This is a genomic window from Streptomyces sp. NPDC060209, from assembly GCF_042728155.1.
In the GTDB taxonomy this organism is placed as follows: Bacteria; Actinomycetota; Actinomycetes; order Streptomycetales; family Streptomycetaceae; genus Streptomyces.
On sequence record NZ_JBHWZS010000040.1, the window covers coordinates 15,152 to 41,722 of the forward strand.

Annotated in this window: 17 protein-coding genes and 1 pseudogene; 12 read left to right on the plus strand and 6 right to left on the minus strand. The window is 71.7% G+C overall.

Annotated elements, in window-relative coordinates; translation table 11 throughout:
- Positions 1 to 38: 38 nt before the first annotated feature.
- The 4 genes and pseudogenes from ACFWFI_RS11045 to ACFWFI_RS11060 all read left to right on the plus strand — a co-directional run bounded on the left by ACFWFI_RS11045 (position 39) and on the right by ACFWFI_RS11060 (position 7,935).
- A complete protein-coding gene (locus tag ACFWFI_RS11045; protein WP_387387891.1) occupies positions 39 to 1,451 on the plus strand; it encodes a GH1 family beta-glucosidase in 1,413 nt (470 codons plus the stop codon).
- A gap of 21 nt (positions 1,452 to 1,472) precedes the next feature.
- Positions 1,473 to 3,348: pseudogene (locus ACFWFI_RS11050) on the plus strand (discoidin domain-containing protein).
- A gap of 38 nt (positions 3,349 to 3,386) precedes the next feature.
- Complete coding sequence (locus ACFWFI_RS11055; RefSeq protein ID WP_387387892.1) at positions 3,387 to 6,473, plus strand: glycoside hydrolase family 3 N-terminal domain-containing protein; 3,087 nt, start codon at positions 3,387 to 3,389, stop codon at positions 6,471 to 6,473.
- Positions 6,474 to 6,534: 61 nt separating this feature from the next.
- A complete protein-coding gene (locus tag ACFWFI_RS11060) occupies positions 6,535 to 7,935 on the plus strand; it encodes a hypothetical protein (RefSeq protein WP_387387894.1) in 1,401 nt (466 codons plus the stop codon).
- A gap of 44 nt (positions 7,936 to 7,979) precedes the next feature.
- On the opposite strand, the gene ACFWFI_RS11065 is transcribed toward ACFWFI_RS11060, so the two are convergent.
- Complete coding sequence (locus tag ACFWFI_RS11065) at positions 7,980 to 8,567, minus strand: MSMEG_1061 family FMN-dependent PPOX-type flavoprotein (RefSeq protein ID WP_387387895.1); 588 nt, start codon at positions 8,565 to 8,567, stop codon at positions 7,980 to 7,982.
- Positions 8,568 to 8,851: 284 nt separating this feature from the next.
- Between ACFWFI_RS11065 and ppk2 the strand changes: the two genes are divergently transcribed.
- Entirely contained in the window at positions 8,852 to 9,802 is a 951-nt protein-coding gene (gene ppk2 / locus ACFWFI_RS11070; RefSeq protein ID WP_387387897.1) for a polyphosphate kinase 2, read from the plus strand.
- 6 nt (positions 9,803 to 9,808) lie between these two features.
- On the opposite strand, the gene ACFWFI_RS11075 is transcribed toward ppk2, so the two are convergent.
- The 3 genes from ACFWFI_RS11075 to ACFWFI_RS11085 all read right to left on the minus strand — a co-directional run bounded on the left by ACFWFI_RS11075 (position 9,809) and on the right by ACFWFI_RS11085 (position 16,091).
- Positions 9,809 to 10,573, minus strand: coding sequence for a DUF4097 family beta strand repeat-containing protein (locus ACFWFI_RS11075; protein ID WP_387387899.1), 765 nt, complete (start codon positions 10,571 to 10,573; stop codon positions 9,809 to 9,811).
- A gap of 101 nt (positions 10,574 to 10,674) precedes the next feature.
- Positions 10,675 to 12,915: an eCIS core domain-containing protein gene (locus ACFWFI_RS11080; protein WP_387387900.1), complete on the minus strand. Its 2,241-nt coding sequence runs from the start codon at positions 12,913 to 12,915 to the stop codon at positions 10,675 to 10,677.
- Positions 12,916 to 13,115: 200 nt separating this feature from the next.
- A complete protein-coding gene (locus ACFWFI_RS11085; protein WP_387387902.1) occupies positions 13,116 to 16,091 on the minus strand; it encodes a helix-turn-helix transcriptional regulator in 2,976 nt (991 codons plus the stop codon).
- 129 nt (positions 16,092 to 16,220) lie between these two features.
- Between ACFWFI_RS11085 and ACFWFI_RS11090 the strand changes: the two genes are divergently transcribed.
- The 3 genes from ACFWFI_RS11090 to ACFWFI_RS11100 all read left to right on the plus strand — a co-directional run bounded on the left by ACFWFI_RS11090 (position 16,221) and on the right by ACFWFI_RS11100 (position 19,954).
- The gene (locus tag ACFWFI_RS11090; RefSeq protein WP_387387903.1) at positions 16,221 to 16,859 is read left to right on the plus strand and encodes a helix-turn-helix transcriptional regulator; all 639 of its coding nucleotides are present in this window, start codon (positions 16,221 to 16,223) and stop codon (positions 16,857 to 16,859) included.
- A gap of 279 nt (positions 16,860 to 17,138) precedes the next feature.
- The gene (locus ACFWFI_RS11095; protein ID WP_387387904.1) at positions 17,139 to 17,828 is read left to right on the plus strand and encodes a Pvc16 family protein; all 690 of its coding nucleotides are present in this window, start codon (positions 17,139 to 17,141) and stop codon (positions 17,826 to 17,828) included.
- Positions 17,825 to 19,954, plus strand: a complete 2,130-nt coding sequence (locus ACFWFI_RS11100; RefSeq protein WP_387387906.1) for an ATP-binding protein — start codon at positions 17,825 to 17,827, stop codon at positions 19,952 to 19,954. The genes ACFWFI_RS11095 and ACFWFI_RS11100 overlap by 4 nt, the downstream gene beginning before the upstream one ends.
- A gap of 77 nt (positions 19,955 to 20,031) precedes the next feature.
- On the opposite strand, the gene ACFWFI_RS11105 is transcribed toward ACFWFI_RS11100, so the two are convergent.
- The gene (locus ACFWFI_RS11105) at positions 20,032 to 21,561 is read right to left on the minus strand and encodes a COG1470 family protein (RefSeq protein WP_387387907.1); all 1,530 of its coding nucleotides are present in this window, start codon (positions 21,559 to 21,561) and stop codon (positions 20,032 to 20,034) included.
- A 345-nt stretch (positions 21,562 to 21,906) separates the two neighbouring features.
- On the opposite strand from ACFWFI_RS11105, the gene ACFWFI_RS11110 reads away from it, so the two are divergent.
- The 4 genes from ACFWFI_RS11110 to ACFWFI_RS11125 all read left to right on the plus strand — a co-directional run bounded on the left by ACFWFI_RS11110 (position 21,907) and on the right by ACFWFI_RS11125 (position 24,692).
- The gene (locus ACFWFI_RS11110) at positions 21,907 to 23,535 is read left to right on the plus strand and encodes a phage tail sheath subtilisin-like domain-containing protein (protein WP_387387909.1); all 1,629 of its coding nucleotides are present in this window, start codon (positions 21,907 to 21,909) and stop codon (positions 23,533 to 23,535) included.
- A gap of 76 nt (positions 23,536 to 23,611) precedes the next feature.
- The gene (locus ACFWFI_RS11115; protein ID WP_014153883.1) at positions 23,612 to 24,055 is read left to right on the plus strand and encodes a phage tail protein; all 444 of its coding nucleotides are present in this window, start codon (positions 23,612 to 23,614) and stop codon (positions 24,053 to 24,055) included.
- Complete coding sequence (locus ACFWFI_RS11120; protein WP_387387910.1) at positions 24,055 to 24,537, plus strand: hypothetical protein; 483 nt, start codon at positions 24,055 to 24,057, stop codon at positions 24,535 to 24,537. Before ACFWFI_RS11115 ends, ACFWFI_RS11120 begins: the two co-directional genes overlap by 1 nt.
- A complete protein-coding gene (locus tag ACFWFI_RS11125) occupies positions 24,534 to 24,692 on the plus strand; it encodes a DUF6760 family protein (protein WP_014153881.1) in 159 nt (52 codons plus the stop codon). Before ACFWFI_RS11120 ends, ACFWFI_RS11125 begins: the two co-directional genes overlap by 4 nt.
- Positions 24,693 to 24,735: 43 nt before the next feature.
- Here the strand turns inward: ACFWFI_RS11125 and ACFWFI_RS11130 are convergent, their stop codons facing one another.
- Complete coding sequence (locus ACFWFI_RS11130) at positions 24,736 to 25,008, minus strand: hypothetical protein (protein ID WP_387387911.1); 273 nt, start codon at positions 25,006 to 25,008, stop codon at positions 24,736 to 24,738.
- Positions 25,009 to 26,571: the final 1,563 nt, after the last annotated feature.

Here is a 26,571-nt window from a genome sequence, read left to right on the forward strand (position 1 = left end):
CTCACCACCCCACAGCACACCCGGAGTTACGGAGACCCATGAATCTCGTCACGCCCCGCAGCAGCCTGCAGCCCGCCGCCGTCCAGGGACTCCCCGCGGACTTCCGCTGGGGCGTGGCCACCTCCTCGTACCAGATCGAGGGCGCCGCCTCCGAGGACGGCCGCACCCCCTCCATCTGGGACACCTTCTGCCGGGTCCCGGGCGCCGTGCACCACGCGGAGCACGGCGACGTGGCCTGCGACCACTACCACCGGATGCCGGAGGACGTGGAGCTGATCGCCGGCCTCGGTGTCGACACCTACCGCTTCTCGCTCGCCTGGCCGCGCATCCAGCCGGGCGGCCGGGGCCCCGCCAACGCCAAGGGCCTCGACTTCTACAAGCGGCTCGTCGACGAGCTCCAGGGCAGGGGCATCACCCCCTGGATCACGCTCTACCACTGGGACCTGCCGCAGGAGCTGGAGGACGCGGGCGGCTGGCCCGTCCGGGACACCGCCCTGCGGTTCGCCGAGTACGCCATGCTCGCCTACGAGGCGCTCGGCGACCGGGTCGAACACTGGACGACGCTGAACGAGCCGTGGTGCTCGGCGATGCTCGGATACGCCTACGGGGCGCACGCCCCGGGCCGCAGCGACATGGGCGACGCCATGGGCGCCGTCCACCACCTGCTCCTGGGCCACGGCCTCGCCGCCCGGCAGATGCGCGAGGCGGCGGGGACCCGCCCGCTCGAACTCGGCATCACCCTCAACCTCGGCACCGCCACCCCGGAGACCGGCAGCGAGGCCGACCGGGAGGCCTGCCGCCGCGCCGACGGCATGGGCACCCGCCTCTACCTCGACCCGATCGTCCACGGGAGCTACCCGCAGGACGTCGTCGACGACCTCGCGGCCCAGGGCATCGAGCTGCGCGTGCGGGACGGCGACCTGGAAGCCATCGCCACCCCCCTCGACGTCCTCGGCGTCAACTTCTACCGGGGCGCCCTGTTCTCCGGAGTCACCGAGGACGGATCGCCGACCGACGCCGACGGCCTCCCCGTCGTCCGCGGGGTCGAGCGCGACCTGCCGCGCACCGCCATGGACTGGGAGATCACCCCCACCGAGCTCACCCACCTGCTGACGCGTCTCCAGCGCGACTACGCGCTGCCGACCGTCATCACGGAGAACGGCGCCGCCTTCGACGACACCGTCGCCGCGGACGGCTCCGTGCCCGACACCGACCGCACCGCCTATCTCGCCGACCACATCGAGGCCGTGGCCGAGGCACGCCGGCAGGGCGCCGACGTCCGGGGCTACTTCGCCTGGTCCCTCATGGACAACTTCGAGTGGGCCTACGGCTACGACAAGCGGTTCGGCATCGTCCGCGTCGACTACGACACGCAGGTGCGGACGCTCAAGGACAGCGCCAAGTGGTACCGCGACACGATCCGCCTCACCCGTGAATCCCGCACCGACTGACCCGTATCGGAGCACCCCCACATGCCCTCTCGTACGACGTTGTTCGCCACGACCGCCGCCCTGATCGCCCTCGCCACGCCCATGGCCCTCGCGGCCCCCGCCCCCGACCCCGCGGTGAGAGCCGCCGCGGCGGCCTGGGACACCGACAGAGCGGCGTCCGCCTACACCGCGGACCCCGGCGCGGTCACCGCGTCCGGCAGCGAGAACGCCGGAGTCGCCCCGGGGGCCGCGGCCGACGGCGACGCCGCCACCCGCTGGTCCAGCGACTTCGCCGACGACGCCTGGATACGGATCGACCTGGGCGCCACGATCCGCATCAACCAGGTGAAGCTGGAGTGGGAGGCCGCCTACGGCAAGCAATACGTCCTGGAGGTCTCCGAGGAACGGCACGAACTGGACGCCCTTCTACACCGAGACGGAGGGCACCGGCGGCACCGTCACCGCCCACACCTACCCGCAGGAGGTCACCGGCCGCTACGTCCGGATGCGCGGGGTGGAGCGAGCCACCGCCTGGGGCTACTCCCTCTTCTCCTTCCAGGTGTACGGCGGCGAGCCGGCGCCCGCGTCGACGACCCGCGCCAACCTCGCCCTGAACCACCCCGCCCTCGGCAACCTCTACCAGCACGCGGGCAACTCACCCGCCTACATCACCGACGGCGGCTGGCCCGCCGACCTCAAGGCCGACCGGTCCCGCTGGTCCTCCGACTGGAACGCGAGCCGCTGGGTCGGCGTCGACCTCGGCGCCACCTCCACCATCAGCAGCCTCGACCTGTACTGGGAGGCCGCCTACGCCGTCGACTACGAGATCCAGGTCTCCGACGACAACAGGACCTGGCGCACGGTGCACCGCCCGTCCGCCTCCGAGGTCGCCGCCAGACGCGCCGACGTGAAGTCGCCGGGCGACGCCGTGGGCCGCCACGACACGATCACCCTGTCCGCACCCGCCACCGGCCGCTACGTCCGGATGCTCGGCAAGGAGCGCCGCTCCTTCTACAACCCGGCGCCCTCCACCGCCCAGTTCGGCTACTCCCTCTACGAGTTCCAGGTGTGGGGCACCGGCGGCAGCGCGAACGCCGCCTACCCGGCCCTGCCCAAGAACCCCGGCGGCGCGTACACCACGAAGTTCTTCGACGACTTCACCGGATCGGGCCTCGACCGCTCCAAGTGGCGTGTCGTGCGCACCGGTACGGAGATGGGCCCGGTCAACGGCGAGTCCCAGGCGTACGTCGACTCGCCCGCCAACATCCGGACCGAGAACGGCGCCCTGGTCCTGGAGTCGAAGTACTGCAAGGGCTGCACCTCCACGCCCAACGGCACGTTCGACTTCACCTCGGGCCGCGTCGACACCAACACGAAGTTCGACTTCACCTACGGCAAGGTCAGCGCCCGTATGAAGCTGCCCGTCGGCGACGGGTACTGGCCGGCCTTCTGGATGCTGGGCAGCGACGTCGACGACCCGGCGGTCTCCTGGCCCGGCTCCGGCGAGACGGACATCATGGAGAACATCGGCTACGGCGACTGGACCAGCTCCGCCCTGCACGGCCCCGGGTACTCCGCCGACGGCAACATCGGCAGGCAGCAGACGTACCCGAACGGCGGCCGTGCCGACCAGTGGCACACCTACGGCGTCGAGTGGACGCCCGAGGGCATGACCTTCACCGTCGACGACCGCGTCGTCCAGCAGACCTCCCGCCAGAAGCTGGAGTCGACCCGCGGCAAGTGGGTCTTCGACCACAACCAGTACGTGATCCTCAACCTTGCCCTCGGCGGCGCCTATCCCGCCGGCTGGAACAAGGTCACCCAGCCCTACTGGGGTCTCCCGCAGTCCAGCGTCGACCGCGTCGCCCAGGGCGGCATCAAGGCGGAGATCGACTGGGTGCGGGTCGAGCAGAAGTAACCCCGACCACCGGCCACCGGAGCAGAGAAGAGCCGCACATGCCCCGTACACCGCACGCCCGCGCACGCCACCGCGCGAGACCGGCGACCGCCGCGCTCGCCGCAGCCACCGTCCTCGCCTCACTCCTCGCCGGGGCCGTCCCCAGCGCGGCGGCCGACGCCGAGGACCCCGCACCCGTCCTCGTCGACCGCTTCGAGGGCGAGGTCCCCTTCGGCAACCCGCCCGCCGACTCCCTGTTCACCTGGGGCGGCGACGCGGACGACCACCCCGCCCTGAAGTTCGAGGAGCGCGCGGACGCCCCCGAAGGCGACAAGGTGCTCCAGGGCACCTACGACATCAGCGCCTGGGGCGGACTCAGCCATGAGTTCGCCGTCGACCAGCCCCCGAAGGACTGGACGGCCCACAAGGGCATCCGCTTCTGGTGGTATGGCCAGAACACCGCGCCCCTGCCGCCCGGTTCGGGCAAGCGGATCAACTTCGAGATCAAGGACGGCGGAGCCAACGGCGGCGCCTCCGAGCTGTGGACCACCTCCTTCACCGACGACTGGGAGGGCTGGCACCAGGTCGAGATCCCCTTCGCGGACTTCGTCTACCGGGCCGACTACCAGCCCGTCGGCGGCATCGACCAGGTCCTCGGCCTGAACGAGATGTGGGGCTACGCGCTGACCCTCCCGACCGGCGCCCCCGGCTCCTTCGCCATGGACGCCGTCGAGCTGTACGGCAAGGCCGACCCGGCCCTGAAGTCGAGTGTCGTCGTCGACTCCGCCGTGCACCCGGTCAAGGAGGGCGGCACGGCGGACATCAAGATCTCCGTCGCCACCACCGGCTCCGTCCCCATCGAGGAGCCCGTCACGGTCGCGTACACGACCAAGGGCGGCAGCGCCGACTCCGGCAAGGACTACACACCGGTCACCGGCACCCACACCTTCCCCGCGGGCACCGCCTCCGGGACCACGCACACCGTCTCCGTGGCCACAGCCAAGGACAAGGGGGCGGAGTCGGCGGAGACGATCCCGCTGGAGCTCACCGTCACCGGTGCCAAGGCGCCCAAGGAGAACCCCCAGGTCGTCATCGACGCCCACGGGCTGCCCTACCAGAACGCGAAGCTCCCGGTGAAGAAGCGCGTCGCCGACCTGCTGGCGCGCATGTCCCCGGCCGAGAAGGCCGGCCAGATGACGCAGGCCGAGCGCAACGCGCTGAAGTCGCAGGGCGACATCGCCACGTACGACCTCGGCTCACTGCTCTCCGGCGGGGGTTCCGTACCCACGCCGAACACGCCCGAGGCGTGGGCGAAGATGGTGGACGCCTACCAGCTGCGCGCACAGGCCACCCGCTTCCAGATCCCGCTGATCTACGGCGTGGACGCGGTGCACGGCCACAACAATGTGATCGGTTCGACGATCCTGCCGCACAACATCGGCATCGGCGCGGGCCGTGACCCGAAGCTGGCCGAGAAGACGGGCGCCGTCACCGCGAACGAGGTCCGCGCCACGGGCATCCCGTGGGACTTCGCCCCCTGTGTCTGTGTCACCCGTGACGAGCGCTGGGGCCGTTCCTACGAGGCGTACGGCGAGGACCCCGCCCTGGTCGAGGCCATGGAGACGGTCATCACCGGCATGCAGGGCAGTCCGTCGGGCAAGGACCTAGACCGCAACGACAAGGTGCTGGCCAGCGCCAAGCACTTCGTCGGCGACGGCGGCACGGAGTTCGGCTCCTCCACCACGGGCTCGTACACCATCGACCAGGGCGTCACGAAGGTCACGCGCCAGGAGCTCGAAGCCGTCCACCTCGCACCGTTCGCCGAGTCCGTGAAGCGGGGCGTCGGCACGGTCATGCCGTCGTACTCCTCGCTGGACATCCTCGGCGACGACGCCGGTCCGGTGAAGATGCACGCCAACGCTGAAATGATCAACGGTGTGCTCAAGGACCGGATGGGCTTCGAGGGCTTCGTCATCAGCGACTGGCAGGCCATCGACCAGATCCCCGGTGACTACGCCAGCGACGTCCGTACGTCGGTCAACGCCGGGCTCGACATGATCATGGTCCCGACCGCGTACCAGGACTTCACGAAGACGCTCCAGGACGAGGTCACCGCGGGCCGGATCAGCCAGGCCCGGACAGACGACGCGGTGTCCCGGATCCTCACCCAGAAGTTCCGCCTCGGCCTCTTCGAGAAGCCGTACGCCGACACGTCGAACCTGGACGACGTCGGCTCGGCGCAGCACCGCGCGGTCGCCCGTGAGGCAGCCGCCAAGTCCCAGGTGCTGCTGAAGAACGACGGCTCGGTGCTTCCGCTCAAGGCGTCGCAGAAGGTCTACGTCGCCGGCTCCAACGCGGACGACCTCGGCAACCAGGCCGGCGGCTGGACCGTCAGCTGGCAGGGTGCCTCCGGTGCCACCACCACGGGTACGACGATCCTGAAGGGCATCGAGAAGAACACCTCCTCGGCCACCTTCTCCAAGGACGCCTCCGCCCCGACCGAGGGGTACGACGTCGGAGTCGTGGTCGTCGGCGAGAAGCCGTACGCCGAGGGCATCGGAGACGTCGGCAACGGCCACGACCTGGAGCTCACCGACGCCGACAAGGCGGCCGTCGACACGGTCTGCGCCGCCATGAAGTGCGCGGTCCTCGTCGTCTCCGGCCGCCCCCAGCTCATCGGGGACCGCCTCGGCGACATCGACGCCCTGGTCGCCTCCTGGCTGCCGGGCACCGAGGGCGACGGCGTCGCCGACGTCCTCTACGGGAAGCGGGCCTTCACCGGACAGCTCCCGGTGACCTGGCCGAAGTCCGAGTCGCAGCTGCCGATCAACGTCGGCGACGCGACGTACGACCCGCAGTTCCCGTACGGCTGGGGACTGACCACCCTGAAGAAGGCCCCGTCGGGCGGCGAAGCCGCTCTCACCGGTCTGGCCGTCGCCGCGCAGCTCGCCGAGCGGGCGGGCCTCGGGAAGACCGCGGCGGGCAAGGAGATCGTGGACCGGGCGAGGCTCCTGGTCCAGCAGAGGACCGGCGGAAAGCTGACCGCGGCGGTGTCCAAGCCGTTCGCCGAGGCCGACCATCTGTTGCTCACCGGTGATCTGACCGGTGCGGTGGCGAAGCTGCGCACGGCGTACCGCGCCGCGTAACAACAGAAACGGAACCCGGGCGGGCGACGCATTTGTCGCCCGTTCGGGTTACTTTCGGAGTATGCGGAAGAGGCTGTTCGCTCCCCTGTGGGCCTGCCTGCTGCTGATACTTTCGGCGGCTGTGCTGGCGATGACCCCCGCTGCCCAGGCCGCCCCCTCCACGATCGACGACGCGGCGAGCGCCCTGCGCCAGGGCCCCGTGTACGTCGACCCGGCGGCGTCCGGTCAGCTCTCGGCGTCCCAGGAGGCCGCCCTGGAGAAGAAGATCAAGGACGCCGACAAGCCGGTCTTCGTGGCCGTGCTGCCCGCGACGTCCCAGTACCCGCCCGAGAACCTCCTGCAGAATCTGCGCACCGACACCGGAGTCACCGGTGTCTACGCGGTCCGCCTCGGCGACGGCTTCGACGCGGGCGCCGACCCGCAGGTGATGCCGACCCGGGCCGTCGAGAACCTCACCACCGCCGTGAAGGCACCCGGCACGGACACCGATGCCGCTACCCAGCTCAACGCCTTCGTCGACCGGGCCGTCGACCAGGCCAAGGGAAGCGCCCCGGCATCCTGGTCCGGCGGCGGCGGCGCCGACGACGGCGCCGTGAACGGCGCACCGGTAACCGGCCTGGTCGTCCTCGGAGGGCTGGTCCTTGTGGGCGGAGGCACCGCGTTCGCGGTCGCCCGCCGCAACAGGAAGCGCAAGGAGGAGGAAGAGCAGGCGGCTCTGGAGAAGCTCCGGGTCGTCGTCGACGAGGACATCACCGCCTACGGCGAAACCCTGGACCGGCTGGACTTCCATCCCGGCGAGAAGGGAGCCGACGACGCGATGCGCATCGACTACGAGCGCGCGCTCGACTCCTACGAGGACGCCAAATCCCGCATGGGCAACGCCCACCACCCCTCCGACGTACGCGGGGTCACCAAGGCCCTGGAGGACGGCCGCTTCTCCCTCGCCGTCCTGGAGGCCCGCCGCAAGCGCCGCGCACTTCCGGCGCGCCGCCCACCCTGCTTCTTCGACCCGCGCCACGGGCCCTCGGTCGCGGACGTCCGGTGGACGCCGTCCGGCGGCGCGGCCCGCGAGGTCCCGGTCTGCGGCGCCGACGAGGTCCGGCTGCGCGAGGGCGAGGACCCCATGAGCCGCACGGTCGACGTCGGCGACGGGCGACGCCGCCCCTACTGGGAGGCGGGCCCGGCCTACGGCCCCTGGGCCGGCGGCTACTTCGGCGGCGGCCTGCTCCCGGGCCTGCTGGTCGGCACCGTGCTGGGCTCGATGCTCTCCACCCCGGCCTACGCGGCGGAGTACGGCGGCGGTGACTTCGGCGGAGGCGGGGGAGGCGACTGGGGCGGCGGCGACGTCTCCGGCTCCGACTTCGACTCCTCCGGCTTCGGAGGCGGCGGCTTCGGCGACGGCGGTGGCTTCGGAGGCGGCGGCTTCGGGGGCGGCGGAGGCTTCGACGGCGGCGGGTTCTAGATCCTCCGTTCTCCGGCCGGGACGGGTTCTCCGGCCGGGAAGGGCTAGGCCTTCCCGGCCGCGCCCTCCCAGGTCTGCGGCGCCCACACGCCCGAGCGCTTGAGCGAGGCCGGGCAGTGCAGATAGATCTCGTCGATCTCCACGACCAGGGCCAGGTCCGGGCGCCGTCCCTTCACCGTCATCTCTTCGAAGAAGGGCGCGTCCGTGAGGATGCGGGCGCGGCCGTTGATCCGCAGGACGGTCATCACGCCGGGTATCAGGTAGAGCAGGCCGACGTGCGGGTTGGACAGGATGTTGTGGAAGCTGTCGCCGCGGCGGTTGCCCGGCAGGTCGGGCAGGGCGAGCGTGCGCGAGTCCAGGACCCGCGTGAAGCCCGGCTCGCCGCCGCGAGGAGAGGTGTCGCAGTTGCCGTCGGCGTCGGAGGTCGACACCGCGCAGAACGGCGCACGGGCCAGGAGGCCCAGGTCGTCCTCGGTGAGCTCGTCGTGGACCTTGTCGATGACGAGCGGCCACGGCGTACCGAGGATCTCGCGCAGCTGCTCCGCCGACCGCAGGGGTACCGCCCCGGCCAGGGGGTCGCCGCCGGAAACGGGCGCGTCGGCGGTGGCTGCCACGGGCGCGGCGTTCGACAAGGGATTCTCCGTACCTCGCGGGGGCACAGCAGCGGACCGCTGACCTGGCACTGTTAGGCTCACCTTACTTATGCTCGCCGGCGCGTCCCGTCCCGGGGGCGACAAGCAGGGGCCCGGCACCGGGCGGGTCGACTTCGTCGAGCGCCTCGGCTTCAAGAACATCAGGTCGAGGCCAAGGCCGGCGAGGGCCGGCCACCGACATCAGCGACGACCCGCTGTACAAGGCGGCCCCGCCCTGCGCCACCTGTTGGCGCGGGGCGCGAGCTGGTGACAGGCTTGGTTCCGTGGACCGTGACCGGCTGGAGAAGCAGCTGCTGCACGGCCTGACCGTCGACACCAGCAGGCCGGAGCAGCCGATCCTGCTGGACGAAGCGGGCAGGCCGATCAAGACTTGGCGCGAGAACTACCCGTACGACCGCAAGATCCGGCGCAAGGAGTACGAACGGATCAAGCGCATCCTGCAGATCGAGATGCTCAAGCTGCAGCGGTGGACGAAGGACACCGGCGCGCGGGTCGTCGTGGTCTGCGAGGGTCGGGACGCGGCCGGCAAGGGCGGCACCATCCAGCGCTTCACCGAGCGCCTCAACCCCCGTGGCGCGCGCATCGTGGCCCTGGACAAGCCCACGGACCGCGAGCGGGGCCAGTGGTACTTCCAGCGCTATGTGGCCCACCTGCCGGCGCCCGGCGAGCTCGTCTTCTTCGACCGTTCCTGGTACAACCGGGCCGGAGTCGAACGAGTCATGGGCTTCTGCACCCAGTCCGAGTACGAACTCTTCCTCAGGCAGTGCCCGGACTTCGAGCGGATGCTCGTCGACGACGGGATCATCGTGGTGAAGTTCTGGTTCTCCGTATCCCGCGCCGAACAGCGCACGCGCTTCGCCATCCGCCAGGTGGACCCGGTGCGCCAGTGGAAGCTCTCGCCCACGGACATCGACTCGCTCGACCGCTGGGACGACTACACCACGGCGAAGATCCACATGTTCCGTGCCACCGACACCGGTCACGCGCCGTGGACCGTCGTGAAGAGCAACGACAAGCGCAGGGCGCGCCTGGAAGCGATGCGCAGTCTCCTCGCGCGCATCGACTACGCGGCGAAGGACGCCGACGCCGTCGGCGAACCGGACCGTCTCATCGTCGGCGCCGCCGCCACCCTGCTGGAGCCGGGCGAGGAGGACACCGCTCTCTCGCCCACCCGTTTCGCCTCGAACGCCGAGGGGCCGGGGGAGCACCCGTAGGAAAGGTCATCCGCGCGTGGCGGTGACGTCACCGTTGACGGTGGACAGCGTCATGTCGTGCCCGTTCGCCTCCGTGGCGGAGGGGACGGCGACCGAGGTCCTGCCGTTCCGCGTCGCGGCGTCGACGTCGTAGGCGGGTGCGCCGTGCGGCAGCGCCACCCGTACCGAACCGTTGGTCGTGGAGGCGGTGAGACGGGACGGTGAGGTGGCGCTGCCGAGCGTCACGTCCCCGTTGACGGTCTCGGCGTGCAGGTCCGCCGAACGCAGGGTCCCGGCGCGCACGGAGCCGTTCCGCGTCGCCAGGCGGACGGTGGCGTCGCTCAGGCCCGACCGGGTGACCGACACGTCCCCGTTGACGGTGGTCAGGTCCAGCCCCGCCGAGAGGCCCGCCACGTCGATGCCCGCGTTCCTGGCGGTGACCGTGACGAAGACGCCCGCCGGGACGCCGATCGCGGGCATGCGGGGGCACGGTCCGTCGTCGTGCCCCTCGCGCTGCGGGCAGGACAGGTCGAGGACCCAGATGTCGTCACGGTTGTCGTCACGGTGGGACCAACGGCTGTCGGTCTGTGAACCGGTGACCGCCCGGTCGCCGTCGGCCGGCCGCAGGCGCACGCCGTTCCCGGTCGTGATCACCAGGTGCGCTCCCTGCCCCAGGGCGGGGGGTGCTCCGTCCGGTCGCGCGCCGGGGTCCCCGCCGCACGCCGCGACCAGGGGGGCGACCGCCAGCAGTGCGGCCCATCGCCGTCCATGCGTGAACGCCGTGATGTCCATACCTGCTCGCCTTCCCCGAGCCGGGCCGTCCAAGGGCGCGGCTTCGAACGGCCCTCGTTCCGGGGCGTGTTGGCGAGCAAGGACTGCCGGCAGACGGTCGGTCACCTACGCCGGCGGCTGTGGTCCCGGAAAGGCGCGGGAGCGAACGGATCGGCGTCGTACGGGAAGTCCTCCTCCCATTCGGGTTCGGCATAGCTGGTGGGGGCGAAGGTGCTACGGCCGCTGTCCGTGATGAAAGGCGTCCGGGAGGACGAGGGCCGACGACTACGTCCTCGCTCCCGCCGGGGTTCGAGGTCGATCGGTCCGGCTCCGTACGAGACGTCGTCGTCGAGGATGACGGGGCGATCGCTCGTCCTGCCGGAAGGTGCCCGGCTCGGCCTGCGCCTGCGGCTGCGGCTGCGTTCCCGCCGGGGCTCGGCGTCGATCGGTCCGGCGCCGTAGGAGACGGCGTCGCCGATGTCGACGGGACGGCTGCTGCTCATGCCGGAAGGTGCCCGGCTCGGTCTGCGACGCCGGCTGCGGCTGCGTTCCCGCTCGGGTTCGGGCTCGAAGGCCCCCACGTCGGCGGAGCGACGGCTCCTCCTGCGGGACGTCGTCCCCTCGTCCGCGGAGTCGATGACGTAGCTGGGGGCGACACTGCCGCGGCGGCGCCGGTGACTGCTGATCTCGGGCTGACTGCCGATGTAGTCGTCCTCGTCCTCCACCGCGGCATAGTTGACGGGGGCGGTGGCGTGAGGGCGGCGGCCCGTCGTGCTCAGGGGCGGCCTGCTCGACCTGCGCCGACGGGTGGGGGCCGGAGCCTGGCTCGTGCGGCTCCTGCTCCTGCGGCGGTACGAAGGGTCCGGATCCTCCTCGGGGCTGTTGCTGCGCCGGTCGGACTCCATCCGGTAGGTCTTGCGGCGTTCGGCCACGGCGGCACCCTCGTCCTTCGTGGACTGCCGGTGACCGTAGCCGTACTCCTCGAGGTCCGCGTCGTCGTCGGAGTGCTCGCCGGCGAGCCTCATGCCCTCCGGCACGCCCTTTCGGTTCTCCATGCCGTAGAAGCCGTTGTGCGTTCCGGACTTCGGGTACTTGGACGGGTGGGGCGTGGTGACGCTCACCGTCACGTCGTCGCGGCCGGCGCGCCCGGGCAGCCGGCCGGTGTCCCTGATGAGCTTCTGGGTGGAGTAACCGGGAGTTCCCCGTGGCACGCGCGGCATCTGGAAGTGCATGTTGGCGTTCGGGCCGACCCCGCTGAGGCGGCCGGCGGCCTCGGGCCGGCTGAGGTCGACGTCGTTGAGTACGGGGACACCCAGTCGCCGCAGGTCCTCGCGGTTGTTCTCGTACTCCTGGTAGTCGGGCCGCTCCTCGAACGTGGTGGCGGCCATCCTGCCCGCCTGGCTGGGATCTCTGCGCACCCGCGCCCGCGCCGCGGACAGGTCGGCCTCGGACAGGAAGATCTGGTCCCGGTCGTGCAGATTCTCCTCGGGCGGGCGGGTCCGGCCCTCCGGGTGAAGGCCGCCCACCGTGGCACGGGGGCCCAGGATCTGTTCGGGGTTCACCTGGATGCGCCCCTGTGTGGTGTCGAAGATCTCCGTGCCGTCCGACGCGGACCTGACGTACCTGCCGACGATCGGGCCGCGCCGGCCAGTGATCTCGAACATCTGGCCGCGGTCCTTCTTGTGCATTCTCCGGCCCCCGCCGGCCATCATTCGGGCCACCGTGATTCCGCCACCGTTCCCAGCGGGCGTGGCCGTTCCGGCGGAGGCGCCGGATCCGGGGCCGGACAGGTCGGGCATGGCCCCCTGGGCCATCCTCCTGCCGTTCGCCGTGGCATGGCGCTCGAACGGATCGTCCTGGTGGGAGACCGCCACTCCCGCCCCGTTGTCGGTCCCCGCCACGGGTCCCAGGGACTGCTGGCGGACGTGGTCGAGCTCGTGGAACATCGTCTCGTCGTCCGCGCCCTGCGGGCCGACGACGATGTCATGGCCTGTGGTGTAGGCACGGGCGCCGAGTTCCGTCGCCGAGCGCTGCGCGGCCGGGTCGCTGTGTACGCGCACATGGCGGAAGGACATGCCGTAGCCCTGCTCCGCTTTTTCCATGAGGTGAGCGTCCAGCGGACGGCCCGGGGAGCGAACGGCGCCGACCACGGACGACGCGTCGGCGGGCGGCTGCTCGGCGGTCTCATGGCCGCATGCGGCGCCGTGCTCGTGCCGGTCTTCCTCGACGGCGCGGGCCACAACCGCGTTTCCCGCCGTGCGCTGGAGAGCCCGAACGCGTTGCGCGAACGTGGCCGGCGCCTCCGCGCGGCGACTGCTCTCCCGGCCACCGGCCTGCTCGGCCTGTGCTTTGTATGCGCGCACGGTACTCCTCGCCATTCAACGCCTGATCAGGAATGGTCGCCCGCCCCACGTGGGGAACGGGAGGGCCGCGAGGGCAGGATCCCGGGTGTGAGCGGGTGAGCGGGAGGGCCGCGAGGGCAACGTCCGCGGTTGAGACGGTTCCGGACGGGCAGGCCGTCGGCCGCTCGGGCTCCCGCTCCACGCGCAGATCGCGGGACCGGTCAAGTGGCCTCTTGCGTATCGCCGTTCAGGGCGGCCGGAAGGTCTCCCCTCCGTCGTATGCCGAGTTTGCGGTAGGTGCTGGTCAGATGGGTTTCCACGGTACGCCGCGCCAGGTGCAGCAGTTCCGAGATCTCGGCATTCGTCCGTCCGCCGGCGGCCAGTGCGGCGATACGGCGTTCGCTGGCGGTCAGCGAGCCGCGGCCCGTGAGGGATGCGTTGCTGCGGCGGGCCCCGCTGGCGCGCAGGGCCAGTTCCGCGCGGCCCGACAGCCGGACGGCGCCCAGCCGTTCGGCCGCCGTCGCGGCCTCCCTGAGCAGCGGGCGGGCGCTGCGGGGCTGTCCGGCGGCCGTGAGCTGGAGGCCGTGGGTGATGAGCGCGGGGATCAGCTCGACGTCGAGCGATGTGCCGCGCAGGATGCCGACGGCCTCGGCGGTGAGTTCGAGACCGCGTCGGCCCCCGGTGGCCGCGCCGAGCACGCGCAGGGCACGGCCGCGGACCCGGGGCGTGTCCCATACGGCGGCGTACCGGTTCTCCTCCTCGGCGAGCGTGAGGGCCTCCGGCGTTTCCCCCAGAAGGAGATGGCACTCGGCGGCGGCCGAGCGCCACGGTGTGACGACGGGGCTCTCCACGTCGCGGCCGAGCTGGCGCCTGCCGCACTCCTGGAAGTCGTCCAGGGCGCCCGCCGGATCGCCGACGGACGCACGCAGTACACCACGCGCGTAGAGGAATCGATTCTGCTCCCAACTGTCCTGTGACTCCTTGACATCGATACCGGCGATGAGCCGTTCGGCCTCGGTGGGACGGCCGCACTCGACGAGCGCGATGACGCGTTGGGCCAGGAAGTTGCTCGCAAGGGTGCGGGGCGAGTCACCCGGAGCCCGTAATCTGTCGGCGGTCTCCTCCAGCACCCATCGGTAATGGCCGCGTGCGGCAGCGGTGTCCACCCGCGCGTTGAGCAGCGACCGGTGGACGGGGTGCAGAGGCGACAGCCAGTGCTCGGTCAGCCCGGTCCTGATGATGCGTTCGGCGTCGTCCGGCGCGTCGGCCCACTGCGCCACGGCGGCGGCCGTACCCAGCAGGTAGGGCACCAGAAGCGGATCCTCCGGGGCCGTCAGCAGCCGCCGGATCTGCCGCATGGCCGACTCGGCGGACAGCAGCCCGGCCGTCGCCTCGTACCGGATCAGCAGGGCACGCAGGGCCGGGCTGATCCATTCCGGGGAGCGCTCGGCGCGCTCGCGGAGCCGGGTGTAGACGGCCCGCCGGATCTCCGGGTCGTGGTCGGAGAAGAACGCCGACGCCGTCTGGATCGTACGGGCGAGGACGGGGTCCCCGTCCAAGGGGCCCAGATCGCGCATGACGTCGAGCGCGGCGTGCGGCTTGCCCCGGTGGGCCAGGGCGTTGCCCAGGTTGACCGCGGCCAGCACCCGGCCCCTGGGCTGTTCCTGGAGGCGCAGTGCCTCGGTCAGCCGGGGTATCCCGCCGGTCCGCAAGGTGGCGAACTCCAGTTCGCCGAGCTCCGTGAGTACGGCGGCCCGGCGTTCGCGCGGCATCGGTTCGTCCAGCGCGCGGCGCAGGTAGTGCGCGGCGGCGCCGGTCCTGCCGGCCCTGGACGCCTTGGCTGCCGCGTCGAGAAGGGCCTTGGCGATGCGCTCCGTACCGCCGGGGGTGGTATGCAGCAGATGCCCGGCCACCGCTTCGACCCCGTCGCCCCGGCGTTGGCGCAATTCGGCCGCGCGGAGGTGCAGGGCCTGCCGGTGCGAGCGGGGCCAGCCGTCGAGGACCGCTCCGCGCAGCAGGGGGTGCGCGAAGCGTGGGACGCCGGTGCCGGGGTCGCGGCGCAGCAGTCCGAGCCGGATCATCGCGGTGACCCAGCCGCCGACGCGGTCGGGGTCGGCACGAGTGAGGTCGGAGAGGAAGTCGCCGAAGTCGTGGCCGGGTTCGTGGCCCGGGCCGAGGTCGTCGTGCACGGCGGGTCCCGGGCGGGCGCCGGGCAGACCGGGACCGCCGGGGAACCCGTGTTCCCCCTCTTCGTGCCGCGCGGAGTCCTCCAGTTCCGCGAGCGCGCGGGCCACCAGGGTGCTTTCGAGGCCCGTGCTCCTCAGCCACCACGAGACCGCCGCCACGAACGCCCCCGGGTACAGCTCGGCGCAGTTCTCGGGCAGTGCCGGCTCCGGGCCGCCGTCGGCCGCGGTGCCGGCCAGGCCGCGGTGCGGGAAGACCGCCCGTAGATCGTCGAGCAGCGCGCGCAGCAGCAGCGGGTTGCCGGCTCCCGCCCGGACGCAGCCGTCCACCCAGGCGTCGCTGGTGTCCGGGCCCAGGGCACCGCGCACCAGATCCTCGGCGGCGGGACGGCTGAGCGGCGCGACCGCGTGCATCCGGACCACGCCGGGTGGCAGGGAGTACGCGAGGCCCGGTGCCGGCGGGGTGATGTCGTACTGCCCGCGCTCGGTCACCACCATCAGGACCGGCATCCCCGTCAGCCGTCGGGCGCCCTCGGCCAGCCAGCGCCGGGAGGCCTGGTCGGCGAGGTGCGCGTCGTCGACGGCGACCAGCAGGGGCGACTCGGCCGCGTGCTCGCACAGCAACCGCCACAGGCGGGACGGGTAGCCGAGGTGGTGCGGGGTGTCCGGGGTGTCGTCGTGGAGGCTGCCGAGATCGTGCGGTGGGTCGAGGAGCTGAGTGATCAGGGCGAGGGGGATGCCGGAGCTCTCGGCGGAAGCATGGGCCCGCAGGACCCGCATGCCGAGCCTCGCGCCCAGTTCGGCGGCGGCCTCCAGCAGCGCGCTGCGGCCCGTACCGGTGGGCGCGCGGAACAGGACCAGCCGCCCGGATCCGTCCATGGCCCGGCCGGCCTCCGCTGCGAGCAGGTCCAGCGCGGACTCGCGTTCGAGCAGGCCGGCGGAGGCGGTGCCCAGGTCCGACGGCGGGTCCGGGACCGGCGGACAGGGTCGTGGCTGACTCGATAACGCTGTCATGGGGACGTGCCGCCGATCTCGTGGTCGGTCTCGTGGTGGGCCACGTTGTTGTCGTCCTGTCGGCGAAGGAAGGATGGGAGGAGCACGAACGGTTTGTTCTGTTGAGGCAAGATGCGAGGACATACAGGCATGGTTCTTCGAGCCCCGGTGAGAATCCCCGTGGAGGTCCATGCGTCCGACCCGCTGTCCCTGGACGGAGCGGTCAGCCAGCTTCGCCGGCACTCCGAGGTGGAACTGATCGAGGAGGGCGCGGGCAGGCCGGGCACGGTCGCGGTCCTGCTCGCCGAGGGGCTGGACGAACCCACGCTGTCGCGGCTGAGGCGGCTGACGCGCGCGGACGGCACCAAGGCCGTCCTCGTCACGAGTCTGATCCGCGAGGCGGAGCTGCTCCAGGTGATCGAGTACGGCGTCGGCGCGATCGTCTGGCGGCGCGAGGCCACCGGCCACCGCCTTCTCCGGGCGGTCCTCGCGGCCTCCCGGGGCGACGGGGATCTGCCGTCGGACCTGCTGGGGCGGCTGATCGCCCAGGTCGGCACGTTGCAGCGCGGCACGACCAGCGCGTCGGGCGCCACGGCGTCCGGCCTGGCACCACGCGAGGTCGATGTGCTCCGGCTGGTGGCCGAGGGAATGGATACCGGGGAGATTGCCAGCAAACTGTCGTACTCCGAACGCACGGTCAAGAACGTGATGCACGGTCTGACGACCCGGCTGCAGCTCCGCAACCGTGCCCATGCCGTGGCCTATGCCTTGCGGGAAGGCTACATCTGATGGTCCGTGCGCCGATTCAAGGGCCTTGAGGACAGGAGAAGGGCAACACGGGGGCAGCGGGGTTGCCCCGTGATCGTCCCCCGGGTGCCTCCCGGGGCGGGCGTCCTGACGGCGACGATGGGCTGGGGCGCTCCGTGCCGAGGAGCCCAGGACCGGCCGGACCGCGCACGGTCCGGCCGACCGCAGTGACAGATCGATACATGACAGGTCGTTCCATGACGGTGCGTTCGGCGACGAGCGGTTCCGTGACGGGCAGCGACGGTGAAGGGCAGGCCGACCGTGATCCACGAGGTGGATGACATCCTGAGAGGGCTGCTCGTCCGCGGCGCCTTCGCCGGTTCCGACGTCGAGGTCACCTTCGACGCCCCGACGCGCGACTGGGCGGCCCGGCGCAATGCCCCGACCATCGACGCGTATCTGTACGACATCCGCGAGGACACCAAGCGGCGCCAGCGCGGCAAGATGTCGCTCCGCGACGAGCAGGGGATCGTCCTCAAGCAGCACCAGCCGCCACGCTGGTTCCGGCTCTCGTATCTCGTCACGGCCTGGACCAAGCGCCCGCAGGACGAACACCGGATGCTCTCCGCCGTACTGCACACGCTGCTGCCCAAGGAGATCCTCCCGCCGGAGGACCTGACCGGCACACTCGCCGGACTCGGCCTCTCCGTCCCGCTGACCGTCGCGGGGCTGCACACCGAGGCGCGCTCGCTCGCGGACATCTGGTCCGCGCTCGGCGGCGAACTCAAGCCCTCGCTCGACGTGGTGATCACCGCGCCCTTCCTGGGGTCCCCCGAATACAGGGTCGGCCCGCCCGTCACGGAAGGGCTCGGCGTTCAGGTACGTGGGACGGACGGCCGGCCCGACGACAGCCCCGCGCGCTACCACAGTGCGGAGAGCGTCGACGCCGCCAAGGAGGACTTCGCGAAGAAGCACGGCACGACGGGACCGCGTCAGGAGCAGCGGCAGTGAGCGACTCCTCCTCTCCGCTGCTCGAACGACTCGCAGGACTGCGCGAGCGGGTGGCTCTCCTCGTCGAGCGTCGCAGCGCCACCGACCCGACGGCCACCGATCCGATGCGCGGGATGTATCTGACGGACGACGCGGTACGTCACCTGCTGTTCGGGAGTGCGGGGGATGCGTATCCCCCTGGCCCGGACGAGCCGGACGGGCCGGGGGCGCCGGACACGGCGGCTGAGCCGGACGAGCCCGAGCCCTCCGAGCCGCCGGACGACGACCGCCTCCACTGGCTCGCCCACTGGCTGCGCCTCAGCCCGCTCGACACCCAGATCCTGCTGATCGCGCTGGCCCCCGACCTGGACCGCACGTTCGAGTCGCTGTACGGCTACCTCAACGACGACGTCACACGCCGCCGGGCGACCGTCGCGCTCGCTCTCGACCTGTGCGGGGTGCCCACGCACTCCGCCGCGGGACGGTCCCGGTTCCATCCGGCCGCGCGGCTGCTCGCGCGCGGGCTGATCGAGGTGGACGATCCCGAACGCCCCTTCCTCAGCCGCTCCTTGCGCGTTCCCGACCGGGTCGTGGCCCACCTGCTCGGCGACGACACCCCGGACCCGGCGCTGGACGGGACCGTACGACCGCTTCCGTACCTGCCCGTGGAAGCGGACGTGGAGAGCCCGGAGGGCGCGGAGGGCACCGGCACGGCGTACGCCGTCGACCCGCAGGTACGGAGGCTGGCCGAGCAGCTCTCGGCGCGCCCGCTCACGGTCTACCTGCGTGAGCACCGCGACGGCGACGGGCTCGCCTTCGCCACCGCGGCCCTGGGCGCGGCCGGTATCCCGGCCCTGCATCTCGTCCCGGGGGAACGCCCGGGGGACCACCGCCCCGAGGAGCACGCGCCGGTGGAACGCGCGGCGGGCGAGCGCCTCCCGTACCGGGAGCTGCTCCGCGAGGCGCGGCTGACGGGCCGCGCGGTCGTGGTGACCTCGCTGCCCGAGAAGCCCGATGAGCTGATCCGCGCGCTTGCGGTGAACGACGTCCCGGTCCTGCTCGCGGACCCGCGCCCGTACGACCCGCAGTGGTGCGACGGGGGGCGCGACCCGATCGTGCTGGAAGCGCCCCGGCAGCGTGCCGGTGATCTCGACGCCTGGCGGACGGCGCTCGGTCCCGAGGAGCCGGAGTTCGACCTGGCGCCGGTCGTCGCCGCGTACCGGCTCGGACCTGTCGGGATCGGCCGCGCGTCCCGCGCGGCGCTGGAACTCGCCGCGTTCGACGGTACGGAGCTGTCCGCAGCGCATCTGCGGCTCGCGGCCCGGCAGCAGTCCGCTTCGGGCCTCGAGCGGCACGCCCGTCGTATCCGGCCCGACGTCGGCTGGAGCGACCTCGTCCTGCCCGAGGGCCCGCTGGCGCAGCTACGGGAACTCGTCCTTCGTGCCCAGCACCGCGACCGGGTGCTCGGCGACTGGCGGCTGAGCGCGGGCGGCGGGCGCGGGCGGGGCGTGGTGGGGCTGTTCGCGGGCGACTCCGGTACCGGGAAGACGCTCTCCGCCGAGGTGGTCGCGGGTGAACTCGGCCTCGATCTCTACGTCGTGCAGCTGCCGTCCGTCGTGGACAAGTACGTCGGTGAGACGGAGAAGAACCTGGAGCGGATCTTCACCGAGGCCGACCGTACGGACGCGGTGCTGCTCTTCGACGAGGCGGACGCCGTCTTCGGCAAGCGCTCCGAGGTCAGCAGCTCCAACGACCGCCACGCGAACATGGAGAGCGCCTATCTCCTCCAGCGTCTGGAGTCGTTCGACGGCATCGCTCTGCTGACCACCAACCTGCGCTCGAACATCGACGACGCCTTCACCCGCCGGCTGGACCTGGTGGTCGACTTCCCGTTCCCCGACGAGGAGCAGCGCCTGGCGCTCTGGCGGCACAGCCTCGCCCATGTCCCGTGCGCCGACGGCATCGATCCGGCCTCCTGCGCGGCGGACTTCGAGCTGGCGGGCGGCTCGATCCGCAGTGCGGTCGTCACGGCCGCGTACGCGGCGGCGGGCCGCGGCGACGGCGTGTCGACGGCGGATCTGCTGGCGGGGGCACAACGCGAATACCGCAAGGCGGGCCGGCTGGTCCTGGACGACGCGTCCTGGTAGTCCCCGGTCGCGCCGCGGGCCCGTGACCCACCAGGACGGTGGAGCTACGGGCCCGCGGGGCGCCGGACGAGGCGTCTCTACTCCATCGGTGCCGGGAGCCAGTCCTTCGCGGTCACCGTTCCCGGCTCGTCCTGCCCGTTGATCCAGCCCAGCTTCAGCTTGTTGAGCGTCAGCTCGTCGAGGACGCCGGTCTGCTCGGCCTGGAACAGGCGCTGATACTCCTTGATCCTGTCGAAGAGGCCCTGCGAAGGCTTCTCCTTGGGTTGTATGCCCTTGCGCAGATAGTCGATGTTGGCCTTCGTGGCGTTGACCGCCAGGTCCATGTCCCCGTCGTCGATCTCGGCCTGCGTGCCCCAGAGCAGCATGTTGCGCGCCCACAGCACCTCCGGGCTGGCCTCGTCCGCCTTCAGCTGCACCGTCTTCACGGCGGCGAAGTGCGACGCGAGGAGCGCCGTCATCGTGGAGCGGCCCAGGTTTCCGGCCCCGTCGTTCTTCACGAGCTGGCTGAAGGCGCCGTATTTCGAGTCGTTGGACTCCTGGAAGCACTTCACGGCCTTCTGAGTCGCGTCGTCCAGCCTGCCCACCGTGTGCGTGGCGGTCAGCTTGCAGCCGCCCGCCCCCTCGACGAGGCGTACCTGCGCGAACTGCACGAAGAGGTTCGGCTTGTCCTCCGACGTGATGGGGAGCGGGCTCCGCTCGACCTTCTCCTCTTCGGGCTTCTCCTCCTCGCCTCCGCCGCCGCCCGACGAGTCCGGCTTCTCGGAGGGCGCGGACTCCTGCGTGGGCTTCTGGGTCGGCTGCTCCGGCGGTTCCTCCGGCAGCGCGGTGGCCGCGGCCTGTTCGAGCTTCGGCTGCGCGAGGGTGCGGACCGGCGCCTTGTAGGTGAACCAGAGGACGAGGCCGGTGATGGTGAGAGCGAGCAACAGACTCAGCGTCGTCATCATCCAGAGCGGCAGCAGGCTGCGCTGTACGTACGTCCCGTTCACCGGCAGGGGATCGAACCCCGAGCGGCGCACGGACAGTTCGTAGGGCCGCTCCTGCTTCTGCCCCACCCAGGTGATCTGCCGGGGCTTGAGCGTCGCGTCGACGAAGGCGGCACGGCCGGGCTGGATCTGGACGTTGGCCGGGACGATCTCGTACGAGAGGTCGTCGCTGGCCTTGTCGCCGCCGCCGATCGACGCCGTGAGCACGGTGTTGCCGAGGTTGTCGACGGCCAGCTTGGGACGCCCCCTGAAGCGTCCCTTGACGGTCTGCGGGACGAGCTCGGCCCGCACCTCCATGAACGTGGTGAAGGTGACGTTCCCCTCGGCGACCGTGGTGGCCTCGGGGTGCTCGGTGGGCAGGATGCGTACACCGTAGGGGTGCGGCCCCGCCGTCGCGTCCGGGGTGCGGGGCGGGGCGAACGTCAGCTCCACGGTTCCGGTGGTTCCTGGAAAGAGCCTGATGGACGGCGGTTCCACCGAGACGTACGGTGCGACGTCGCCGACCGCTTCGAAGCGGTACTCATCGACGACGTCGCCGGTGTTGCGCAGACGTAGTCGTACGGTGGTGCTGCTGCCCGGGTCGACCGTGGTCGAGGCGGGCTCCAGGGATGTCCAGGTGGTCACCCGACGGACGCTACTGCCCACGCGAGAGGCGACGTCAGAGGCCGCAGGGTAGTACCGCTGCCCTAAAGGTATCGCTCGCTGCCCTCGAATCCCTTCGCCTGCGACTTCGGTTGAAGGACGTGGGGCCCCGCCCGTGGCCGCACTCCACGGTGCGGCGACCGGTGCCGCTCCGGTGCGTCCCGTCAGGAGCCCTGGTGACGGGAGAAGGCATCGAAGCCCTCTCCCTGTTGCCCCTGGGGGCATGTTCGGTGCCCTCGACAAGGCACCGGAGGACGTTTACGCGCTCGCGTGTTGCCCGCGAGGGTGAGTCTGGACCTTGTATCAGTACCCCGAGGAGAGCAGAGCATGCCGTCTTACCTGTCGCCGGGCGTCTACGTGGAAGAGGTGGCCAGCGGCTCTCGTCCGATCGAGGGGGTCGGCACCTCGGTGGCCGCATTCGTCGGGCTGGCGCCCGACGGTCCTCTGAACGAGCCGACGCTGGTCACCAACTGGACCCAGTACGTCGCTTCCTTCGGCGAGTTCACCGACGGCTACTTCCTGGCGCACTCGGTGTACGGCTTCTTCAACAACGGCGGGTCCGCCGCCTATGTGGTCCGGGTGGGCGGGGCGCCCGGCGGAGTGACCGGCGCGCCGGGCGAGGGCACCGTCCCGGCCGGCGGACAGCGCGGCCGGTCGGCCGTCACCGGCGGCGCCGGTGCGCCCGCCGCACTGACGGCCGGGGAACCCGCTGCTCTGGGGACGTTCAAGGTGGCGGCCGTCGCGCCCGGCGAGAGCGGCACGCTCAGCGTCGAGGTCACGGACGCCGAGGGCGAGGGCCCCGCCGAGCGTTTCCGGCTGGTCGTCAAGGACGGCGCGAAGCCCGTCGAGACCTTCGACGTCTCGGCGAAGAAGAGTGCCCGCAACTACGTGGTCACCCAGGTCAAGGAACGCTCCAAGCTGATCTCCGTGCAGGAAGGGGCCGCGGCGTCGCAACTCGCCCGCCCCGACAACCAGACGGTCGCACTCGACGCGCCCGCAGCCGCTTCGCAGACCCCCGCGGTCCCGGACGAGGCGGAGGCCGAGTCGGTCGGCATCGCCGAGTACCTGGGCGACTCCTCGGACCGTACGGGCTTCGGCGGCCTCGAAGCGGTGGACGAGATCTCGATGGTCGCCGTCCCCGACCTGATGGCCGCCTACCAGCGCGGCGCGATCGACCTGGAGGCCGTGAAGGCCGTACAGCTCGGTCTGATCGCCCACTGCGAACTGATGGGTGACCGGCTGGCGATCATCGACCCGCCGCCCGGCCTCAACGCCAGGCAGATCCGGGTATGGCGTCAGGAGACGTCCAACTACGACTCCAAGTACGCGGCGCTCTACTACCCGTGGATCAAGGTCTTCGACCCGGCCGGCGGCCAGACACGGCTGATCCCGCCGAGCGGCCACATCGCCGGCATCTGGGCGCGCAACGACTCCGAGCGCGGCGTGCACAAGGCCCCCGCCAACGAGGTCGTACGCGGCGCCGTCGACCTGGAGATGCAGATCACCCGGGGCGAGCAGGACCTGCTCAACCCGATCGGCGTCAACTGCATCCGCACCTTCCCCGGCCGCGGCATCCGCGTCTGGGGTGCGCGCACCCTCTCCTCCGACCCGGCCTGGCGCTACCTCAACGTCCGCAGGTACTTCAACTACCTGGAGGAGTCCATCCTCAACGGCACGCAGTGGGTGGTGTTCGAGCCCAACGACCAGGCGCTGTGGGCCCGGATCAGGCGGAACATCTCCGCGTTCCTGGTGACGGAGTGGCGCAGCGGCGCGCTGTTCGGTGCCACGCCGGAGGACGCCTACTACGTGAAGTGCGACGCCGAGACCAACCCGCCGGAGTCGGTGGACCTTGGACGGGTCATCTGCCAGATCGGAGTCTCGCCGGTCAAGCCCGCCGAGTTCGTGATCTTCCGGCTGGCGCAGTTCTCCGGCGGCAGCGGCGAGCTGGAGGAATAGACGTCACACACCTCCGACCCCCGATTGATTTCGCGTACGGCCACAGGTCCCGGCACCAGCAGAAGGAACGGCTTTCATGAGTCTCTCTCAGGGTGATGCCCTCACTACCCACAACTTCGGCCTCCAGATCGACGGAGTCATGGTCGAGTACCTCCACGCCGTGGGCGAGGTGGGGATGGAGCAGGACGTCATCGAGTACCAGCAGGTCTCGGCGAACGGCCAGCCGATCACCAAGAAGATGCCCGGCGTGAAGAAGGCCGGCGAGACCACCGTCACGCGCGGCATGGAGCAGTCCACCGCCTTCAACGAGTGGATCAACGCCTCGCTGCGCGGGGACATGGGCTCGGCCCGTAAGAACGCGAGCATCATCTACATGGACTACCAGTACAACCCGGTCAGGCGTCAGCACCTGCGCAACGCCTGGTGCACCAAGGTGATGGGCGCGGCGGCGACGGCGGGCGAGGCCTCCGTGATGACCGAGACCGTCACGATCGTCTACGAAGAGCTGGTCACCGAGTAATGCGCCGCGGACCTGCCAGGCCCGCCACCGACGCCGCTGCCGCCACGTCCGCCCTCGCGGACGCGGCGGCCCCGGCCGTCGCCCCGGCGGAAGCACCGCCCGTACGGCAGCAGTTGCGGACCGAGTTCGCGTTCGAGTTGCCGCGCGGGTACGTGGACGACATGGGAACCGTGCATCGCGAGGGTGTCATGCGACTGGCGACCGCCCGGGACGAGCTGATCCCGCTGCGGGACATGCGGGTGCAGGAGAACCCCGCGTATCTCTCGGTGGTACTGCTCGGCCGGGTCATCACCCAGCTGGGCACCGTGGCACACATGCACGACGGCGTGGTGGAGAACATGTTCGCCTCCGACCTCGCCTTCCTGCAGGACTTCTACCGTCAGGTCAACGCCGAGGGCCACACCAGGGCCGGCGTGTCCTGCCCGCACTGCGAGCAGCCGTTCGAGGTCGAGCTCGGCGGGAGCCGCCTGGGGGAATCGTGACGTACGCGACCGACCGTATCCATGAGGAGATCGCGTACATCGCCTACCACTTCCACTGGAACCTGGACGACATTCTGGACCTGGAACACCGTGAGCGGCGGCGATACGCCGAGCAGATCGCCACGTTGGTGACGCGTGCTGCAACGGAGCGGTGATGGGCATATTCGACCGGCTCAAGGGCCGGGGCCGAGGCGGGGATCAGAGCCAGGGCCACGGCCGGGAGCGGAGTGTGGGCGGGGACGGTACGGTGCCGGGCCCCGCCCCCGAGGCGCCCGCCGGCGACAGTGCCGGTGCTTCCGGCCGGGGCCGCAGCTGGGCCGGTCTGCCGCCGATCCAGCGCGCGATGATGGCGCCGGCGAGGCAGACGGTCGCGTCCGCGGACTTCGGCGGCTCGCTGACCGCCTGGCAGAACCCTTCCTTCTCCGGGACGCTCTCGCACGCCGTCCTGGACGATGCTCCGACCGGTCTCATCAAGGACGCGCTGTCGTTCACCCTGGGGTCCGGGCCGGCAGCCCTCGGCGAGGCCAGGCTCTCCCCGTCCCTCCCTGTCGCCGACGACGGTGACAGGGAGGGCGGCGATCCGGGTGGCCGTGGCCATTGGCAGGGGCCTTCGGTCCAGCGCGCCCTGGGCCCGCGGGTCGCTCCCGTACGGCCCCGGCCGGGGCCCGTTCCCTCGGCGCTGACACGCGCTTCCGCCCCGAGCACGGTCCAGCGCAGGGTGCTTCCCGCGGTGAAGCCGAGCAGGGCCACGCCTGCCCCGGCGGCAGCCGGGGCAGGCGCGCGGGTGTCTGCGCCGACGTCCGCTCCGACGGCTCCTCCCTCCGCTCCCCGCTCTCCTCTCGCTCCTGCCTCCGTGTCTCCGGCTTCCACTGCCCGTGTCCAGCGCTCGGAGGGGGACCAGGAGGGCCCCCGCGGCGGCTCCGCGCGGATCGAGCCGCCGGGCCCCCGGCCGTCGGGTCCGACAGGGGTGCCCAAGGCGGCGCCCCCGTCGGACCGGACTCCTCCGGCTCACACCTCCTCACTGCCCGTACGGCGACGTGAGGCGAAGCTCCCTGTACAACGGAGTGAGGCGAGCGCTCCCGGCCGGGCGACCGGGCCTGCGGGTTCCGCGCCACCCCGCCGCCCGCTGCTCGGGCCCCCGTTGTCAGGACCGGCGGTTGCGCCGGCTCCACCGACATCTGGGACCTCACAGGCGCAGCAGCGTCATGGCATCGCCGGTCCCGTCGTGCGACCGTCCCCGCAAGGGCCGAAATCGCCCGCAGTTCCGCCCCCGGGCATCTCCGGGGGCGCAGTGCCGTCGGGGCGGGCGGGGGCGTCCGGCGGTGGCGGCAACGGCGGAACGCCGCCGGCGCGGACGACACCGGTGGCCGGGCCGGAAGCTGTTGCGCGCCCGGCCGGCACGTCGGGAACAGGCGCGTCCGGATCCAGCACGCCCGGAACGGGTACGGGTACGCCCGGGCCCCGTCCGGCCGTCCGGCCGAGGCTGGGCGCTCCGTCGAGCGGGCCTGTCGGCGCTCGTGCGGCGAAACCGGCGGCTGCCCCGGCGGCGCGCCGGCGGACCGGTGACCCGGCTCCCGGCGGCACACCCCGCGTACAGCGTTCACCGGCGGTCGGCGGGCCGTCGACGAACCCGGCGCCGCGGCCCGTGCGGCCGGGGCCTTCGGCGTCCGCCGATCCCGCACCGGCACCGCCCGTGCAGCGGCGCGACGCCGTCGCTGACGGCACGTCACCGGGTGGGCGCCGGCCCGCGAGTACCGGGGCCGGTCCGGATTCCGGGCGCGGCTTCTCCAGGTCCACCGACTCCTCCGCCCCAGCCGGTTCCGGCAGGCCTGCGAGCGGCGGTGTACCGGGGCCCGGCACCGTCGCCGGGCAACCCGTCGTTCCGACGCGTACGAACTCCACGGTGGAAGCCGATTCGGCTGCCTGGAGGACCGGCGATCCGCCCCCGGGGGGGCGGATAGCCCCCCCGGGGGCAGCCCACCGTGGGGCCCGGGCTCGTATAAACATCTGTCGCGGCCGCCCATAGTCGGGGTG